This is a genomic window from Salipaludibacillus keqinensis (genome assembly GCF_003226325.1).
Taxonomy (GTDB): Bacteria; Bacillota; Bacilli; order Bacillales; family Salisediminibacteriaceae; genus Salipaludibacillus; species Salipaludibacillus keqinensis.
Window position 1 is genome coordinate 792976 of record NZ_PDOD01000002.1, and the last position, 17537, is coordinate 810512.

A 17537-nucleotide genomic window follows, 5' to 3' on the forward strand; every position below is an offset into this window, starting at 1 on the left:
TTTACAAGTTCATTAATTATCCATTGCTTCTAGACAGCCCTCTAAGTAACAGACGATGAATGGTTTCAGCAAGAGGTACCAAATCATATCGATGATCTTTCATCACCCAATTCGTAACCACCTCATCGATGGCACCGAATATGAGTTGGCGAGCAATGCGATGATCCAGTTCTTCTTCAAAAACTCCTGAATCAGACCCCTCTATCAGAATCGAATCCACAAGATTTAAATAATCTTTTAATACTTCATTCACTTTGTGACGTATGGAAATATTTGATTGACGAAGCTCAAGCTGGGTGACAATAGCCAAGTCATGATCCATTTCTAATTGCTTAAAGTGCATTTCTATTAAAATGAATAGTTTTCTTTCAACAGATGGTTCGACGGAAATTTTTTCTTTGATTTGATCAACAAAAAATCCCATCTTTTCCTCAAACAAAGAAATTAATATATCTTCTTTATTTTTGAAATACAAGTAGATCGTTCCATCCGCTACCCCTGCTTCTTTAGCAATCTTAGAAACTTGGGAATGATGATACCCGTTCTCCGCAATAACTTTCACTGCGGCGTCAATGATTTGTTCATATTTTTGGCCTTTCTTTTTCCCCATCGGATCACTTCCTCAATCAATTCCAGAATAAATGAATGATTGTTCATTCATGTTTATATTTTAGAGTATTATTATGATTCTGTCAATTAGTAACATGACATTGTCATCTTTAGCGAATATAGCTAGCCCGTACAGGGCAAAGTAATCATAACATCCGTTTACAGCTCCTCTTCTATGGTATTCCTAATTATCAATCTAATCAACCATCTTTTTAAAAAAAACTCATGGATTCTTAGAACATAGACATAGCTCTTCGTCCGGCGCATGGAAGTGACGCTCTCTCCCATCGTGACTTCTGATGTAATTCTAGATCACCTATTGAATAAAATACACTATCATCGAGGAGGTTGTATTTATGGAAAAGATCATTATTGCAGTATACAAGGAAAGACAGATAGCTGAAGAAGCTTTCCACCAATTATTAACAATCGTTTCTAGAGAACAAATCTCACTCGATGATAGCGAACATTCTTTCAAGGACAGAGTGGCTGACCTATCCCTCCCTCCAATCACAAATAATATCTTTTTCGAAACATTACTTGAGACTGTGTCTTTTGATCAACCTTTAGCAGGGGCATATACAGGAGGATTCTTTCAGACTATTATACACTCCGATTTTAAACAAGAAGCTGCGGGAAGTAAGGATCTCCACTCAAGAGAAGGACATTCGGTGCTCACAGTGGAGACCAAAGAAAGTCACGCCCAACCCGTTCTAGAAATTCTTAAACGATATTTCCCTATTTATTTAATGGAGAAATCTATTTCGTGAACTGGTTGTAATGAATTGATATACAGTCATAGTGCATAGGTGCTGCGCTACTCAACCGTAAGAACCGTCCCCCTGGTTACCTTGGTTACAGCATTAAATCAAGAAAGAGACTTGACATTTAAGTCAAGTCTCTTTGTTATTTAACTTGTTACCTTTTCCTTTTGTTTTTCCTTTTCTTCTTCAAGTAACGCTCTTCTTAACACTTTTCCTACCATGGTTTTCGGTAACTCCTTGCGAAATTCAAATAACCTTGGAACTTTGTAAGCTGAAAGTCGTTCTCGACAGAAATCATTTAATTCTTTTTCTGTCACATCCATCGATTCTTTCAAGACAATAAAGGCTTTGACCGTTTCTCCTCTGTAAGGATCCGGTACCCCTACCGCTACAGCCTCTTGAATCGCTTCATGTTCAAAGAGAACTTCTTCGATTTCGCGCGGGTAAATATTAAATCCTCCGGCGATAATCATATCTTTTTTACGATCTACAATGAAAAAGAAACCTTCTTCATCCATATAGCCCATATCGCCTGTTAACAACCAACCATCATGGAAGGTCGCTCCTGTATCTTCAGGGCGATTCCAATAACCTTGCATCACTTGAGGACCTTTGATGATCAGTTCACCTACTTCACCAGGCTCAGCAGGTTCTCCAGTTTCAGCAGATAAAATGGCTACATCTGTATCGGGCCACGGCAAACCTATACTTCCGGATGGTCGTTTGCCCCACATTAAATTAAAATGCGTTACAGGAGATGCTTCTGTTAAACCAAATCCTTCTGAGAGCTTTCCTCCAGTAAGATCTTCAAACCGTTGCTGAACTTCAACTGGTAAGGGAGCTGATCCACTAATACAAACCTCAATTGATGACAAATTATATTTTTGCACAGTTGGATCATTGATCAGACCAATGTACATCGTTGGAGCCCCTGGAAAAATAGACACTTTCTGCTTTTCAATGGCTTGCAGCGTCTGCTTTGTATCAAATTTAGGAAGGATGACCATTTTGGATCGATCCATCACTGCGAAATTCATGCCCACCGTCATGCCATAGACATGGAAAAAGGGCAGTGCACAAAGAATTACTTCGTTCCCATGGTCAAGTTTGTGCATCCATTTAATACACTGAGTCGTATTCGCAACCAAATTGTAGTGAGTGAGCATAACGCCTTTTGCTACACCGGTTGTTCCTCCTGTATACTGCAACAGTGCCAAATCTTCTTTTGGATTCACCTCCAAAGGAATTTCCTGGTTATCTGCAGATTTCAACAACTGAACAAAAGAATGTGTGGTCCGGCCATACTTTACATCTACTTTTAAACCAGTGTTTTTCTTTTGAATAAACGGATAAATAAGGTTTTTTGGAAATGGCAAATAATCTTTAATATGAGTAACGATGACATGCTCTAATTTTGTTTTTCCTAACACATTCATTACTCGAGGGTAAACAAGATCAAGACAAACGATCACTTTTGCACCCGAATCTACCATCTGGTGTTCTAACTCACGTTCAACATATAGTGGATTCGTTTGAACTACCACTGCACCAGCCATGAGAGTTCCATAATAACTAATGACTGATTGCGGTGTATTAGCTAACATGATCGCTACACGGTCTCCTTGTTCCACTCCCAATGACCGAAGAGAATTGGCAAAACGAAGAGAAGATTCATAGACTTCAGAAAATGTCATTTCTTTCCCCAGGAAATGAAGTAAAGTCTTATTTGGTTCTCTTTCTGCCCCTTCACGTAAGTATTCTTGAAGTGTCTTTTCGTCGTAATCAATATGTTTAGGAATGTCTTCTGGATAATGAGCGAGCCATGGGCGTTGTACTTCTGCATCCATGTTAAATCCTCCTTTGAATCTCCTTTCAACTAAGACATTCATTCCTCTCTCTTCTCTATTCTAATGAAATCGTTTCCAATTGTGAAGAGTTTTGTGAATTTTTTGTAATAAAAGCGTATTTTTCCTGCCTATGTACCATGTTAGACGTTCGATTTATGCCTACATTAACAAAAAAAACACCATCCAATGAGATCGTTTATCAAAATCAATTTAAAAACGTAGCATCTGCTTCCATGCAGATGCTACTTTTGTTTATGATTGGTCTTTTGTTTTTTTCTTTTCTTCTTCCACTAACACACGTCGTAAAATCTTTCCTACCATCGTTTTAGGAAGTTCTTCTCTGAACTCATAAAATTTAGGTGCTTTAAACGCTGCTAAGTGCTTTCTCGCATACTCATCTAACTCTTCCTCTGATAATGTCTTTCCTTCTTTCAGTACGATGAAGGCCTTTACCGTCTCCCCACGGTAAGGATCAGGAACACCGATGACACAAGCTTCCTGTATATCTTCATGTTCATAAAGAACTTCTTCAATTTCTCGAGGATAAATGTTAAATCCTCCTGCAATGATCATATCTTTTTTCCGATCCACAATGTAGAAGTAACCTTCTTCGTCCATATAGCCCATGTCTCCCGATAAAAACCAGTCTTCTCGGAAAGATGCCTGGGTTGCCTCAGGACGATTCCAGTATCCTTTCATTACTTGAGGACCTTTGATGATAATTTCGCCTACCTCATTAGGTTTAGCTTCTTCTCCAGTCTCTGCAGACAAAATAGAAACATCCGTATCAGGCCAAGGTAAACCTATTGATCCTGGTTTACGTTTCCCCCATATTAGGTTAGATACAGCTACAGGAGATGTTTCCGTTAAACCATATCCTTCCACTAGACTACCATTTGTTGCTTCTTCAAATTTCGTCTGAACTTCAATCGGCAACGGTGCAGAACCACTAATACACGCTTTAATTGAAGATAAGTCATGCTTTTTTATATCCGGATGATTTAATAATCCAATATACATCGTTGGCGCTCCTGGATAAAGGGTAGCTTTGTGTTTCTCAATTGATTTTAAAATTCCTTTTGGGTCAAATTTAGGCAAGATGATCATTTTAAAGCCCATTCGAATAGCTAAATTCATAACCGTTGTCATTCCATAGACATGGAAGAAAGGAAGTGCAGCAATGATGACCTCTTCCCCAGGTACCATTTTGTACATCCATTCTTCACATTGCTGGGTGTTCACAACAAGATTATAATGTGATAGCATGACCCCCTTCGCAGGGCCTGTTGTACCACCTGTATATTGAAGTAAAGCTAAATCTTCTTTAGGATTAATTTCTAAAGGTATTTCTTTTGCTTCACCTTTGTTTAATAACTCAACAAATGAATGCAATCGCTCACTATATGTTAAATCTACTTTAATGCCTGTATTCTTTTTTTGAATGAAAGGATAGATCATGTTTTTAGGAAAAGGTAGGTAGTCTTTTATTCCGGTGACAATAATGTGCTTAAGCTGTGTTTTCTCTTTCACTCCAGCTACTCTAGGGTACACGAGATCAAGACAAATCATCACCTTAGCCCCTGAATCATTCATTTGATGCTCAATCTCTCTCTCAACATAGAGAGGGTTGGTTTGAACAACGATTGCCCCTGCAAATAAAGCCCCATAATACGAAATAACAGCTTGAGGTGTATTTGCTAACATAATGGCAACGCGATCCCCTTGTTCCACACCTAAAGATTTCAACTGATTGGCAAGTTTAAGGGCAGAATCATAGACCTCTTTATAATTCATCTCTTTACCCATGAAATGAAGCGCCGGCTTATCTGGATACCGTTCAGAAGCCCTTTTCAAATAGCTTTGAAGTGATGACACCTCGTAATCAATGGATGTAGGAATTTCTTTTGGATAATGTTGAAACCACGGCTTTTCCGTTAATGTTTCCATACCATAACCTCCTTTTTTATCTTTACCCTCTCCTTCTAAAAGATAGTAGTCGATGAAAAGTGAACGAAACGGATGCTAAGTGAACAATCGCTCAGTTACGTTACCTTTTCATCGATAGGCATTCTCCCCTCTTATTAACATTGTAATGAAAACGCCTTCAAAAGAAAACACATTTGTTCAAATTTTTTGAATTTTTATGATTGGAAAGTTGTGTGAATTTAATTGATATAAAAAAACAGCCCCTTAAAAAAGAGGCTGCAATTCCCAATTCATGTGAAAAAGGCAAGATATATCACACCGGCGATCATAAATCCGCCGCACAGAACGACTAATACTTTCCAAAGTGTTTCCATAAATAACTATCTCCTTTACCATTCGTTATCCAATGCTCGCACCAATCACATATGAAAGAGCGACCGACAATATGAAAGAAAGGAGGCCAACAGCTTTGTTGTCTCTTTTAAGCTCTTCATCTACCTTGAAGCCCGGAGTCAAAAATTCATAAATAAAATAGACAAACAGGAGTAATACAAAGCCGAACACTCCCCACCCTAGCAAAGCTAATACCGAATCATTAGCCATAATGGAATGACGAAATACATTAGCTACTCCAAAAACCTTTCCCCCAGTAGCGAGGGCAACGGCCACATTTCCTTGTTTAATTTCAGTCCATGTACCGTATTTCGTTACCCATTCAAAAATAGCTAAAGTCATAATAATGCTCATGACAACAATACTGTAAATTCCAGCAGTATATACATAGTCATGACTGAAAAAAGCTTCCACACCCATGTCCTCCTCGCTTACTTAAGCGATACGATCGTCACACCAGATCCGCCCTCTCCTTGTGTACCCATTCGAGTTTCTTGGACGTTTCTGTGCTTCTTCAATAATTCTTGTACACCTTTTCGTAATGCGCCTGTTCCTTTTCCGTGAATGATAGATACTTGATGGTATCCAGCCAAGACAGCATCATCTAAATATTTTTCCACATCCATCATCGCACTTTCATATCTTTCTCCTCTAAGGTCCAGCTCTGTTTTAACTTGAGCATTTCTTCCCCGAACAGTGGCAAGAGGTTTCGTTGCGACGGCTTTAGGACGGTTTATATAAAGAAGATCATCTTTTTTCACTTTCATTTTCATCATACCTAATTGCACGTAATATTCTTTCTCGCTAATCTCATCTACGATATGACCTTTCTGGTCAAAACTAATGACTTTCACCTCATCACCTGGGATCAATTTATCCACTTTCCCTTTCACTACTTTCGGTGATGGTTTCTTTTTTCCTTTTACAAGGGATGGTTCCGTTTGTTCTAACCGTTTCTTAGCATCAATAAGTTCATGATCTTTAATAGTAGGATTGTTCTTCTGCATTTCACGAAGTTCCGCGATGATTTTTTCCGCTTCTTCTGCTGCTTGTTTCACAGAATGGGCCGCTTTGTCTTCAGCAGATTGTAACACCTTCTGTTTTTCTTCATCTAGCTTTTCCATTTCTGCCGCCAGTTCACGGTGGATCGTTTCAGCTTCCTTACGTAACAGCTCAGCTTCAACCATATCCTGTTCAGCTTTTTTCCGGCTGTCTTCTAAAGAAGAGATCATCTTTTCCATCTGGTTTGAGTCGGCAGTAATATGTCCCTTTGCTTCGTCTATGATCTTATCGCTTAAGCCTAGTCTTCTACTTATGGCAAAGGCGTTACTACGACCCGGTACACCGATTAGCAAACGATATGTCGGCCTTAAAGTCTCCACATTAAACTCAACGCTTGCGTTCATCACACCTTCACGGTCGTACGCGTAGCCTTTCAATTCACTGTAGTGAGTTGTGGCAATCACCTTCGCTCCCACTTGGTACACATGGTCAAGGATTGAAATAGCTAGCGCTGCGCCTTCAGTAGGATCCGTCCCTGCCCCTAATTCGTCAAATAAGACAAGCGATTGAAAATCAACTTTCTCCATGATTTGCACGATATTAGTCATGTGTGACGAAAAGGTACTCAAGCTTTGCTCAATAGATTGTTCGTCTCCTATATCTGCAAATATTTGTTGAAAAACAGCTGCTGTAGACCCTTCTTCACAAGGAATATGTAACCCTGATTGGGTCATCAGCGTTAATAGGCCGACCGTTTTTAATGTGACCGTTTTCCCCCCAGTATTCGGACCGGTGATAACGAGAGAAGAAAACTCTCCTCCTAATTCCACATCGATGGGGACAATCTCTTCTTTTGGAATCAACGGATGACGAGCTTTTGTCATTTTTATGATGCCTTCCTCGTTTAAGGTAGGCTGTGTCCCTTGGATGGATTGACTATACAGTGCCTTAGCAAAGATAAAGTCTACTTCTGTCATGATTTCCACAATCGTCGCCAGCTCTTCCACGAATTCACTCACTCGTGCTGAAAGCTCCTGAAGAATCCGTTGTATTTCCTGTTTTTCTTTTATTTTTGCTTCACGAAGCTGATTATTAATTTGTACTACTGATTCCGGTTCCACAAACAACGTAGCTCCTGAAGCTGACTGATCGTGAACCATCCCCCCGAAATGTCCTCGGTATTCTGCTTTAACAGGAATAACATAGCGGTCATTACGAATCGTAATGATGGCATCGGAAAGCATTTTACGACCACTAGATGATCGGGTAATGCTTTCTAACTTGGATCTTACCCCTGACTCATGGGACCGAATTTGTTGCCGGATCGATCGCAAGGCTGTACTAGCCGAATCTAGAACGCCTCCATTCTCATCAATGGCGTGGTTAATTTCCTGCTCTAATTCAGATAGCGAAACCATTTCACCTACTAATTGCGGAAGAATCGTTAAGTCCACTTCATCTTCTACTAACCCTTCAATAAAACTTTTGAACCTGCGACTTCCATAAAGGGTCGATGAAATATCCAATAACTCCATTTCATTTAAAAGGCCGCCTATTTCTGCACGTTTAATAGATCCTCTTATATCTCTTAAACCACCTAATGGTGCTTGGCCTTTCAAACGAATGACCTTTGCCCCTTCAAATGTCCGTTCTTGAGCATCGGTTATTTCTAGCATATCAAAAGACGGCGTGAGCTCTTTTACTCGTTGTTTCCCAAGAGAAGAGCTAGCGAATTGTATCAATTGATCCTTCATTTTGTTGTACTCTAATATACGACAAACTCGTTCAATCACGAAGGTCACTCCCTACTGTTTCTATCTGTTTTTCCATATAAACTCTTTGAATTGTTCTGCTGTCCAAGTATTAACCACCGTGTCTTTTTTCAGCCAGCCTCTTTTAGCTGTGTTCACACCTATAGGCATATGCTCAAGCATATCAAACCTATGTGCATCCGTGTTAATAGCAAGCTTCACGCCCATAGCTTGAGCTTTAACAACCCAGTCGGCAGATAAGTCTAGCCGGTTAGGATTAGCATTGAGCTCTAAAATCGTATCTGTTTCAGCCGCTAGTTCAAACAACTTTTCCATATTTACAGGATATCCGTCTCTACGTCCAATCAGTCTTCCCGTTGGATGGGCAATCATGGCCACATGAGGATTAGAGCATGCCTTAGCTAATCGCTTCATAATCGTCTCTTCATCTTGCTGAAACGAAGAATGAATGGATGCAATAACAAAATCAACTTCCTTTAGTGTATCGTCTGTGTAATCCAAACTTCCGTCTGGTAAGATATCCATTTCAATCCCTGTGAAAACCGTAAAGTCATTCATTTTTTCATTTAAGGCACGTACCTCTTCATGCTGACGTTTCAATCGCTCTACTGTTAAACCGTTAGCCACCTTTAAAAATTGAGAATGGTCGGTAATTGCCATGTATTCGTACCCTTTTTCAATACAAGCTTGCACCATCTCTTCAATCGATTGAGCTCCATCACTCCAAGTCGTATGCATATGAAGGTCTGATCGAATCAAGGAAAGATCGACTAAATCATATTTGTCGTGGTAGCTTTCCAACTCCTTATTACCTTCACGGATTTCCGGCGGAATAAAAGGTAGATCAAAGTGTGCAAAAAACTCTTCCTCTGAGTCGAAATGTTTCACTTCACCTGTAGATTCTTGCTCCACACCATATTCACTGATCTTCTCACCCCGCTCTTTCGCCAATTGACGCATAAGAACATTGTGATCTTTCGAGCCAGTAAAGTGATGGAGTGTCGTCGCAAACGACTCATCTTTAATCATTCTGAAATCCACTGGAACAATCAGCTCATCATACTGCAGTTCAACACTGATTTTTGTTTCCCCGTGACCGACAATCTCTTTAATATGATCCATTGATACAAGCGTCTCACCCACAGCTGTTGGATCTTCTGTCGACAGGATAAAGTCAAGGTCCTTCACCGTTTCTCTTCCTCTGCGAAAACTACCCGCTAGCTCAAAACGTTTAATAAGCTCTATATCCTTCAAGCGATCATAAAGATCCTCAACAGCAGGGAGTACTTGGGCCAATGTTAACCGTTCAGGACGTTTACCTAGTTCTTCTAAAGCAGCCAGGATCTTCTCTTCTGTCTTTGCACCAAAGCCAGCCAGTTCTTGTACCTTATGTTCATTACATACTTTTTTGAGCGAGTCTGCATCAGTCACGTTTAATTCCTGATATAATTTCCCAATCTTTTTTCCACCGAGCCCCGGAAGCTTTAATAATGGTAAAAGACCTTCAGGAATTTCTTCTTTTAATTCATTTAGCAATGGCGTCTCGCCCGTTTGTACTAAATCGTTGATAATTCCCGCAGTTCCTTTACCAATTCCAGATAACTTAGAGGGATCCTCTATTTCGGCTAACGTTCTTTCGTCTTTTTCCAATGCCTGCGCTGCTTTACGATAAGCTGAAACCCGGAAGGCATTTGCTCCCTTGATTTCTAAATATACAGCAATCCGTTCCATAGCTTGTAACACATCTTTTTTATTCATAGCTGTCATCACAGTCACCTCATTCAATGATCTTGTAAAATTAACGATTTTATCTGCTTCTCCATCATATCCAATCGGTCTATTTCTCCGCAAGCTATAAGAAAAGGCTAAACCCTCTTCAAAGCTAAGACAAGTCAAAGGAGGAACAGCCAACTAAAAGTACCTTTCCAAAATAAAAAGAAAGCTTCTCGCCATTGACGAGAAGCTAATTGTTCCAGCCCTTACTCCAAAGTTCTTTCAGTTCATTTGAAATAATCGGTGTGTAATCAAAAATCATTTGCGCAAATGAAGATCCTTGCAAGATCGCTTGTACCATATCAATTTGAATGAGAGCAGCCAAGTGAAGGAAGACGGCGATCATCACTAGTCCTTCTAAAAATCCGAAGATTCCGCCAAGCCATCCGTTTACAAAATGCAGAATTGGTAAGTGAGCAAGAAAATCGAATAAAGATCCAACAATTTGCATTAAAAACTTTGTAATAAAAAACAACGCAACAAAAGCAATTCCGTTATAATACACCTCTTCTACACTAAATGAGTCCACAAGGAGGTGCAATCCCGAGTCGTCTGATAGTTGAGGAAATGGAATCCATAACCTGATGTACTGAGCAACTTGTTGATAATATATATAAGCTACAACGAAAGCGACGACTAAACCTATTAAGTGGACAAGTTGAAGAACGAGTCCACGACGAAAACCTACAAAAAAACTAATCATTAATATAAAAAATAAAATCAAACTAAGCATCGTTTTTAGTCCTCATCTTTCTTTTCATCTTCCAATTTTTTCAACAGAGTCAAGTAATCATTACCTATATTAATAGCTGTTAATACCGCTAATTTCGTAGAATCCAAATAAGGGTTATGATCTTTTAAATCTTTCATTTTTCTATCTATAAGCGTTGCAATAGCTTCGACTTGCTCAGAGCTTTCTTCTCCGACGATGGTATATTGCTGGTTATATATTGTCACGCTTGTTCGACGTTTTTCGCGTTCTTCTTCCACCAATAATCCCCCATTCGTCATAGAAATCCTAACATATATCATAACATGTCATATCTTCAATGAAAATATTTTATACTAAATAGATGAAAAAGAGTTACCTTTTCTCTATACTTTGATAAAGATACCTATTTCTAATTTCTGAGAAAGGCGGCCTTGATATGAGTTATGAAGTATTAGTCATCCCGAAAAAACAACTTCCAGAGTTAAAAAAATATTATCATTCATCACTAAAAGGACAGCCCCCTCAAGGAGCTTTTTTCGCTGCCAAAACAAGTGCATGCAGTATTACTGCCTACCAATCCGGTAAAGTTCTCTTTCAAGGAAAAGGCGCATCTGCAGAGGCCGATAAATGGAAGAGGACTGGCGTTTCGACTACAAAAAAAACGGCCAGTTCCTCTTCAAAACGTTCAGGTGTAGACAACCATTCCTCCTACCCTCCTAACAATGTAGAACAAAAAATCATGTTAGGAAGCGACGAAACCGGGACAGGCGACTATTTTGGTCCTATGACTGTCGTTTGTGTTCATTTAACGGAAGAACAAATGAAAACGATTGATCGTTGGGGCGTTCGCGATTCAAAAACGATTAAAGACGAGACAATAAGAGAGTTAGCGCCAAAATTGGTAAAGGAATGTACGTACAGTTTACTTATTCTTAATAATGAGAAATACAACTCTTTGCAAGAAAAAGGAATGAATCAAGGACAAATGAAAGCTCTCCTTCATCATCAAGCGATTGAAAATGTCATGGCAAAATGTGAAGAAGAGAACCTTTTCTATGAAGGAATCTTAATTGATCAGTTCGTTTCGCCTGCAGGTTACTATAAATATCTTGCCTCACAAAAGAAAGCATGGACTTCTGAAAAGCCTTTATATTTTGCCACGAAGGCAGAAGGCTTGCACCCTTCAGTTGCAGCAGCATCCATCTTGGCCAGATATTCCTTTCTTCAGGAAATGGACAAGTTGGAGAAAAATTTAGGCGTAAGAATTCCTAAAGGAGCAGGCCCAAAAGTGGACGAAGCAGCAAAAAAATTACTTCAGAAAAAAGGGCAAGAGACGCTATATAAAGTAACGAAATGGCACTTCTCTAATACTCAACGAGTGCTTATGTAATTTGCTTGCTTTCTTATTTTTATTCGCGTTGATGGGTTCTTTAGCCCAACAACGTTTTTTATTAACAATTTAGCCGAAACATTCTCTTATAATACTTCATTGCAGGCTGATCGTTTTGCTTCAATTGTGATATTTGAGGTAAAAAGACCGCATGCGTAGAAATTTCAGCATAGGACCTCTTGTTTTGTGCATAGACGCTCTATTTTTCAGCATAGACCACTAGTTTTTGTGCATAGAACCCCTGTTTTTTCAGCATAGAGAGACATCTACAGAACTGACTCTACATTTAGTTATACGAAGACTATATCGTAAATAACAACAAAAAAACTGCACACTTCCCAAACTAGGGAAATGTGCAGAAAGGGTCATTAGGAGCGCAAAATAGCTCCGGCATTTTCTTCTAAAGCCAGCAATACTTTTTCATGAACAGCTGACACTTCTTCTTCTGTTAACGTTTTATCACGATCCAAGTATCGAAGTGAGAAAGCAAGGGACTTCTTCCCAGGCGCCAAGTTTTCCCCTTGATAGAGATCAAATACTGCTACTCTTGTTAATAACTTGCCTCCGTGATTCAAAATGATCCTCTGTAAGTCTTCAGCTTTCACACTCTCATCTACTACAAGAGCTATGTCTCGATCCATAGCTGGGTACTTAGGAATCGCTTCATAACGAAGGTTCTCCTCTGTCCCTTCCATGAGACTCTGCAAATTCAATTCAAAGACATAGGTGGCTGGTAACGACCATTCTTTGGCTGTTGATGGATGTAGTTGACCTAAGAAGCCAACCTCTTTTCCGTCTATCTCAAGTAAAGCCGTTCGTCCAGGGTGGAGACCTGCTTTTTCATACTGAACGTAACGAATCTCACCGTTTACGTCCAACTCAGACAAAAGTCCTTCAACGATCCCTTTAACGACATAGAAATCAACAGGTTTCTTTTCTCCTTGCCAGCTATGTTCATGCCACAAGCCCATAAATGCACCTGATACATACGTTTTTTCCTCAGGTTGAACCGTTACTTGATTCTCTTCTGTATGGAAAACAGAACCCATTTCATAGAGGTGTACATGGTATGAATTACGATTTTTATTGTAACTAAGAGCATCTAGTAAATGGGGAAGAAGCGTTGTTCTAAGCGTACTTCTTTCCTCACTCATTGGTAAAGCCACTTTCACTCGAGATTGAACATTCTCAGTGAAATGTGCTTCCTTTTCTGCAGTAGTTAATGAGTAGCTAATGGCTTCATGCATTCCAGCTCCCTCTAGAAAACGACGAGTCTTCCTTTTTTTCAATTGTGTCGTCGTAAGTCCACCTGGTGTAGTTGGTGTGTTCGGTAACGTTGTTGGAATATGATCGTATCCATATAACCTAGCTATCTCTTCCACAAGATCCGCTTCAATCGAGATATCTTGTCTTCTTGTAGGAACATCTACCGTAAATAGGGCATTATTTTCTTTAAAAGGAAATTGAAGCTGATCAAAAATCCGCTCGATTTGCTCTACTTCTAATTGTGTTCCAAGAGTATTATTTACCTTATCAAGCGTAATCGACACTTCTCTTGGTTCACGATTCAATTGATCAAACTCAACAGGTCCTTCTAATATCTCTCCACCTGCTAACTGTTGAATAAGAGAAGCGGCACGTAATCCTGCTGCAGCCACACGATTAGGATCGACACCTTTTTCAAATCGAACGCTTGAGTCACTGCGCAACCCTAAATCACGTGATGCTTTTCTGACCGGACCAGGATCAAAATAAGCGGCTTCTAGCAAGAGGTTCACTGTGTCATCATTCACTTCAGAAGTTGCCCCACCCATCACACCTGCAAGAGCAACAGGATCTTCTCCGTTTGTGATAACAAGATGTTCACCAGATAACGTTCTTTCTGATTCATCAAGTGTGACAATTTTTTCTCCTTCAGTCGCACGACGAACGAGTACTTCTTTAGATCCAAAAGTATCCAAGTCAAAAGCGTGTAGAGGCTGTCCGTATTCTAAAAGGACATAGTTTGTTACGTCCACAACGTTGTTAATAGGTCGAACGCCGGAAGCAATAAGAGCTGTTTGAAGCCATAATGGAGATTCTCCAATTTTCACTCCTTTAATGACAGTTGCACCGTAATAAGGGTTATCGCCTGACGCTTCTACATGAACCTTTACAAAGTCACTAGCTTTTTCTTTTGAAGCCACAATGGCTGGCTCAGGGACCTTCACGTCAACACCAAGAATCGCTGCAACTTCATACGCTACTCCCAGCATACTTAAGCAATCAGATCGATTAGGTGTCAGATCCAACTCAAGAATTGTATCATCCAAACCGAGGGGAGATAATGCGTCTTCTCCTGCGAGCATTTCTTGAGGGAAGTTAAAGATGCCTTCGCTATATTTTTTAGGAACTAACTTTCCTTCAAAACCTAACTCTTGAAGAGAGCAAATCATTCCTTCTGATACTTCACCGCGAAGTTTCGCCCGTTTAATTTTCATTCCACCAGAAAGGCGCGCTCCCACTCTTGCAACGGCCACGTATTGACCTTCTCCAACATTTTTCGCGCCACAAACGATTTGAACTGGCTTAATCTCTCCCACATCCACTTGACAAATGTTGAGCTTATCAGCTTCCGGGTGCTTTACACACTCGACAACCTTTCCTACAACTAGATTCGTGATCTCTTTATTAAGCGGGTGAATGGCATCAACTTCTACACCGCTTCTTGTTAGTTTTTCAGCGACTTCCTTAGCAGAATACTCATCTATATCAATATACTCTTTTAACCATTTATATGAGACTAACACGATATTTCCTCCTTTATTATCACTTCAACACTCCTATTTAAAACCTTATACACGGGTAAATTGAGACAAGAAACGAGTATCATTTGTATAAAAATGACGAATATCATCAATGCCATACTTCAGCATGGCAAATCGTTCTACACCCATACCAAATGCAAAGCCCGAATATTTCTCAGGATCAAATCCGCCCATTTCAAGAACATTTGGATGAACCATTCCGGCACCAAGAACTTCAATCCACCCTGTATGTTTACAAGTGCGACATCCTTTGCCGTGACACATGGCACATGAAATATCCAATTCGGCTGAAGGTTCAGTGAATGGGAAGAAACTTGGTCGAAGGCGAATGTTTCTTTCCTCTCCAAAATACTTCTTTACAAAAGTGGCAAAGATTCCTTTTAAATCACTCATACGAATCCCTTCATCCACGACAAGCCCTTCGATTTGCATGAACTGATGAGAATGAGTCGCATCATCTTCATCACGGCGATACACTTTACCAGGACAAATAATTTTCACAGGACCTTGGCCTTCGTGTTTTTCCATCGTTCTCGTTTGAACAGGTGACGTTTGAGTTCGTAATAACAGATCAGACGTTACGAAAAACGTATCTTGCATGTCACGTGCAGGATGGTGCTTCGGTAAATTTAAAGATTCGAAATTATAATAGTCTGTTTCCACTTCCGGTCCTTCTGCAACATTGAAACCCATCCCGATGAATACATCTTCGATTGTTTCTACCACAGAAGTTAAAGGATGACGGCCACCTTTAGAAACAGGACGACCAGGTAAGGTAACATCAATACTTTCTTTCTTAAGCTTTTCTAGTAAAGCTGCTTCTTCAAATGCTTTTTCTTTTTCTTCAATATAGCTAGTCACAGATTCACGAACTTCGTTGGCTTTTTGGCCAACTTTCGGCCGTTCCTCTGCTGATAGCTTTCCCATCCCTTTCATTACTTCAGTGATCGGGCCTTTCTTACCTAGATAAGCAATTCTCACTACTTTTAAATCATTTAAATCCGACGCATCAGCTACTTTTTTCATCGCTTCATCATGAAGCTCTTGCAAGCGGTCTAACATGAATATTCCTCCTTTTATTATGCTTTGTTACTACTCAAAATTGACAAATGTAAGACTTATCATTTCCACTGAAATCCCATTATTTACCTTTTAACTGGAAAAGCCGGTTAGCTATTAACAATGGGTTTCAACAAAGCCATGAATGTTACATTTTTTCTTCAAGGTAGGATTACCTAAAAGATGAAGTGGTTCAACTGTTAATCTATCTAAAAAAACAAAAAGAGCCCTCTTCCCTCTAAAGGGACGAAGACTCGCGGTACCACCCTTGTTAATACGACACGTCAAACATTGCCGTATTCACTCTAATGAAGAAGATAACGGTCTTCTTACCGGATCACCTTAACAAGACATCCTTGTCTTCCAGTGCCAACTCCAGAGTGAATTCTGCCGGGTTCCTCATAGAAATGCTTTCAGTCTAAGACATTTCCTCCCTAGATGGGAACGAATCAGCATACTACTCTCCTTCTTCGTCTTTTCAGTGCTTATATGTTGAATATTATATAAGGTTTGTCTCCATTTCGCAAACCTTCATTTAAAAGAAATGGCGAGCTGTATTATTTGTAAACAAATATCACGTCTCACGAAGATGATAAAGCAAAATTCCTGTAGCAATCGCAACGTTTAAAGATTCCGCATCGCCAAATATAGGAATGTATAAATTCTGGTCTGTCATCTTCAACAGATTCTCACTGACTCCGTTGCCTTCATTTCCAACAATCAAAGCAAAATGTTCTTGAGGTTCAATAGCAGTATATGTACTTCCTTTAAGGCTAGTCCCAAAAACAGGCACATCGTTTTCTTTACACAATTCAATTGCTTCTTCTAAATTCATCTTCTGAATAGGTAAATGAAACAAGGAACCTTGTGTAGATCGGATCACCTTTCCATTAAAAGGATCAGCTGTTCCATCACCTAACACAACTCCGGACATGCCTGCAGCATCTGCCGTTCGTATCATCGCTCCTAAATTTCCCGGATCCTGTACGCCATCAACAAATAAATATTTTCCTCCTTCTAGAGGAAGATTCATATTTAAAGGCTTTTCACATATAGCAGCCATCCCTTGAGGAGTCTCTGTCTCAGATAATTCTTTCATCACTCGCTCACTTACATAAATTAATGATAATTCTTTCACATTCCATTCTTGAGGCATTTCAAGCCCTTCTTGGATAATCAATTCTTTAATCACTAATTGTGACTTTAATGCTTCTTCAATTAAATGCCTCCCTTCAATGAAGAAGAGGCCAGATTTCTCTCGTTCTCTTTTCGTATGCAATTTTTTCCATGCTTTTATTTTCGGATTTTGAATCGATTCAATAATTTCCATGTTTTCTCCTTTCCCACTTGTTCAGAAAATCGTCAGCGTTCGATAAACGGTTACATGATTCCATACTATCTTTACATATTCTTGGATGTTTTCATCCATACTATAACAGATTTCTCAAATCAAAACGATTTAATTTTTAATAGATCTAATAAA

The 17537-nt window shown here is 39.5% G+C and carries 13 protein-coding genes and 1 other annotated feature; of the genes, 2 read left to right on the forward strand and 11 right to left on the reverse strand.

Annotated elements, in window-relative coordinates; translation table 11 throughout:
• Positions 1 to 16: 16 nt before the first annotated feature.
• Positions 17 to 610, reverse strand: a complete 594-nt coding sequence (locus CR194_RS11135) for a TetR/AcrR family transcriptional regulator (RefSeq protein WP_110609726.1) — start codon at positions 608 to 610, stop codon at positions 17 to 19.
• A gap of 355 nt (positions 611 to 965) precedes the next feature.
• Here CR194_RS11135 and CR194_RS11140 point away from each other — a divergent pair, with 355 nt between their 5' ends.
• A complete protein-coding gene (locus CR194_RS11140; protein ID WP_110609727.1) occupies positions 966 to 1379 on the forward strand; it encodes a hypothetical protein in 414 nt (137 codons plus the stop codon).
• A 140-nt stretch (positions 1380 to 1519) separates the two neighbouring features.
• Here the strand turns inward: CR194_RS11140 and CR194_RS11145 are convergent, their stop codons facing one another.
• The 7 genes from CR194_RS11145 to zapA form a co-directional block, all read right to left on the reverse strand.
• Complete coding sequence (locus CR194_RS11145) at positions 1520 to 3220, reverse strand: AMP-binding protein (RefSeq protein ID WP_110609728.1); 1701 nt, start codon at positions 3218 to 3220, stop codon at positions 1520 to 1522.
• A 252-nt stretch (positions 3221 to 3472) separates the two neighbouring features.
• Complete coding sequence (locus CR194_RS11150) at positions 3473 to 5167, reverse strand: long-chain-fatty-acid--CoA ligase (RefSeq protein WP_110609729.1); 1695 nt, start codon at positions 5165 to 5167, stop codon at positions 3473 to 3475.
• Between the two features lie 378 nt (positions 5168 to 5545).
• Positions 5546 to 5959, reverse strand: coding sequence for a DUF350 domain-containing protein (locus CR194_RS11155; protein WP_408640756.1), 414 nt, complete (start codon positions 5957 to 5959; stop codon positions 5546 to 5548).
• Positions 5960 to 5970: 11 nt separating this feature from the next.
• Positions 5971 to 8334, reverse strand: a complete 2364-nt coding sequence (locus CR194_RS11160; RefSeq protein ID WP_110609731.1) for an endonuclease MutS2 — start codon at positions 8332 to 8334, stop codon at positions 5971 to 5973.
• A 21-nt stretch (positions 8335 to 8355) separates the two neighbouring features.
• A complete protein-coding gene (gene polX / locus CR194_RS11165) occupies positions 8356 to 10080 on the reverse strand; it encodes a DNA polymerase/3'-5' exonuclease PolX (RefSeq protein WP_110609991.1) in 1725 nt (574 codons plus the stop codon).
• A gap of 196 nt (positions 10081 to 10276) precedes the next feature.
• Complete coding sequence (locus CR194_RS11170) at positions 10277 to 10819, reverse strand: CvpA family protein (protein WP_110609732.1); 543 nt, start codon at positions 10817 to 10819, stop codon at positions 10277 to 10279.
• Positions 10820 to 10824: 5 nt separating this feature from the next.
• Positions 10825 to 11076, reverse strand: coding sequence for a cell division protein ZapA (gene zapA / locus CR194_RS11175; protein WP_233254320.1), 252 nt, complete (start codon positions 11074 to 11076; stop codon positions 10825 to 10827).
• A 158-nt stretch (positions 11077 to 11234) separates the two neighbouring features.
• On the opposite strand from zapA, the gene rnhC reads away from it, so the two are divergent.
• Positions 11235 to 12188, forward strand: a complete 954-nt coding sequence (rnhC, locus tag CR194_RS11180; RefSeq protein WP_110609734.1) for a ribonuclease HIII — start codon at positions 11235 to 11237, stop codon at positions 12186 to 12188.
• Positions 12189 to 12556: 368 nt separating this feature from the next.
• Here rnhC and pheT read toward each other — a convergent pair whose 3' ends face one another.
• The 3 genes from pheT to CR194_RS11195 form a co-directional block, all read right to left on the reverse strand.
• Positions 12557 to 14977: a phenylalanine--tRNA ligase subunit beta gene (gene pheT / locus CR194_RS11185; protein ID WP_110609735.1), complete on the reverse strand. Its 2421-nt coding sequence runs from the start codon at positions 14975 to 14977 to the stop codon at positions 12557 to 12559.
• A 45-nt stretch (positions 14978 to 15022) separates the two neighbouring features.
• Positions 15023 to 16057 carry a phenylalanine--tRNA ligase subunit alpha gene (pheS, locus tag CR194_RS11190; protein WP_110609736.1) on the reverse strand — a complete coding sequence of 345 codons (1035 nt, stop codon included), beginning with the start codon at positions 16055 to 16057 and terminating at the stop codon, positions 15023 to 15025.
• Between the two features lie 236 nt (positions 16058 to 16293).
• Positions 16294 to 16534, reverse strand: a binding site (T-box leader).
• A gap of 94 nt (positions 16535 to 16628) precedes the next feature.
• The gene (locus tag CR194_RS11195) at positions 16629 to 17384 is read right to left on the reverse strand and encodes a TrmH family RNA methyltransferase (protein ID WP_110609737.1); all 756 of its coding nucleotides are present in this window, start codon (positions 17382 to 17384) and stop codon (positions 16629 to 16631) included.
• Positions 17385 to 17537 lie beyond the last annotated feature (153 nt).

Bases quoted from the DNA above. Each gene is read 5' to 3' on its own strand.
- pheS (WP_110609736.1), bottom strand. From the start codon at position 16,057: ATGTTAGACCGCTTGCAAGAGCTTCATGATGAAGCGATGAAAAAAGTA.
- polX (WP_110609991.1), bottom strand. From the start codon at position 10,080: ATGACAGCTATGAATAAAAAAGATGTGTTACAAGCTATGGAACGGATT.
- CR194_RS11155 (WP_408640756.1), bottom strand. From the start codon at position 5,959: ATGGGTGTGGAAGCTTTTTTCAGTCATGACTATGTATATACTGCTGGA.
- CR194_RS11150 (WP_110609729.1), bottom strand. From the start codon at position 5,167: ATGGAAACATTAACGGAAAAGCCGTGGTTTCAACATTATCCAAAAGAA.
- CR194_RS11135 (WP_110609726.1), bottom strand. From the start codon at position 610: ATGGGGAAAAAGAAAGGCCAAAAATATGAACAAATCATTGACGCCGCA.
- rnhC (WP_110609734.1), top strand. From the start codon at position 11,235: ATGAGTTATGAAGTATTAGTCATCCCGAAAAAACAACTTCCAGAGTTA.
- CR194_RS11170 (WP_110609732.1), bottom strand. From the start codon at position 10,819: ATGCTTAGTTTGATTTTATTTTTTATATTAATGATTAGTTTTTTTGTA.
- CR194_RS11140 (WP_110609727.1), top strand. From the start codon at position 966: ATGGAAAAGATCATTATTGCAGTATACAAGGAAAGACAGATAGCTGAA.
- CR194_RS11145 (WP_110609728.1), bottom strand. From the start codon at position 3,220: ATGGATGCAGAAGTACAACGCCCATGGCTCGCTCATTATCCAGAAGAC.
- CR194_RS11195 (WP_110609737.1), bottom strand. From the start codon at position 17,384: ATGGAAATTATTGAATCGATTCAAAATCCGAAAATAAAAGCATGGAAA.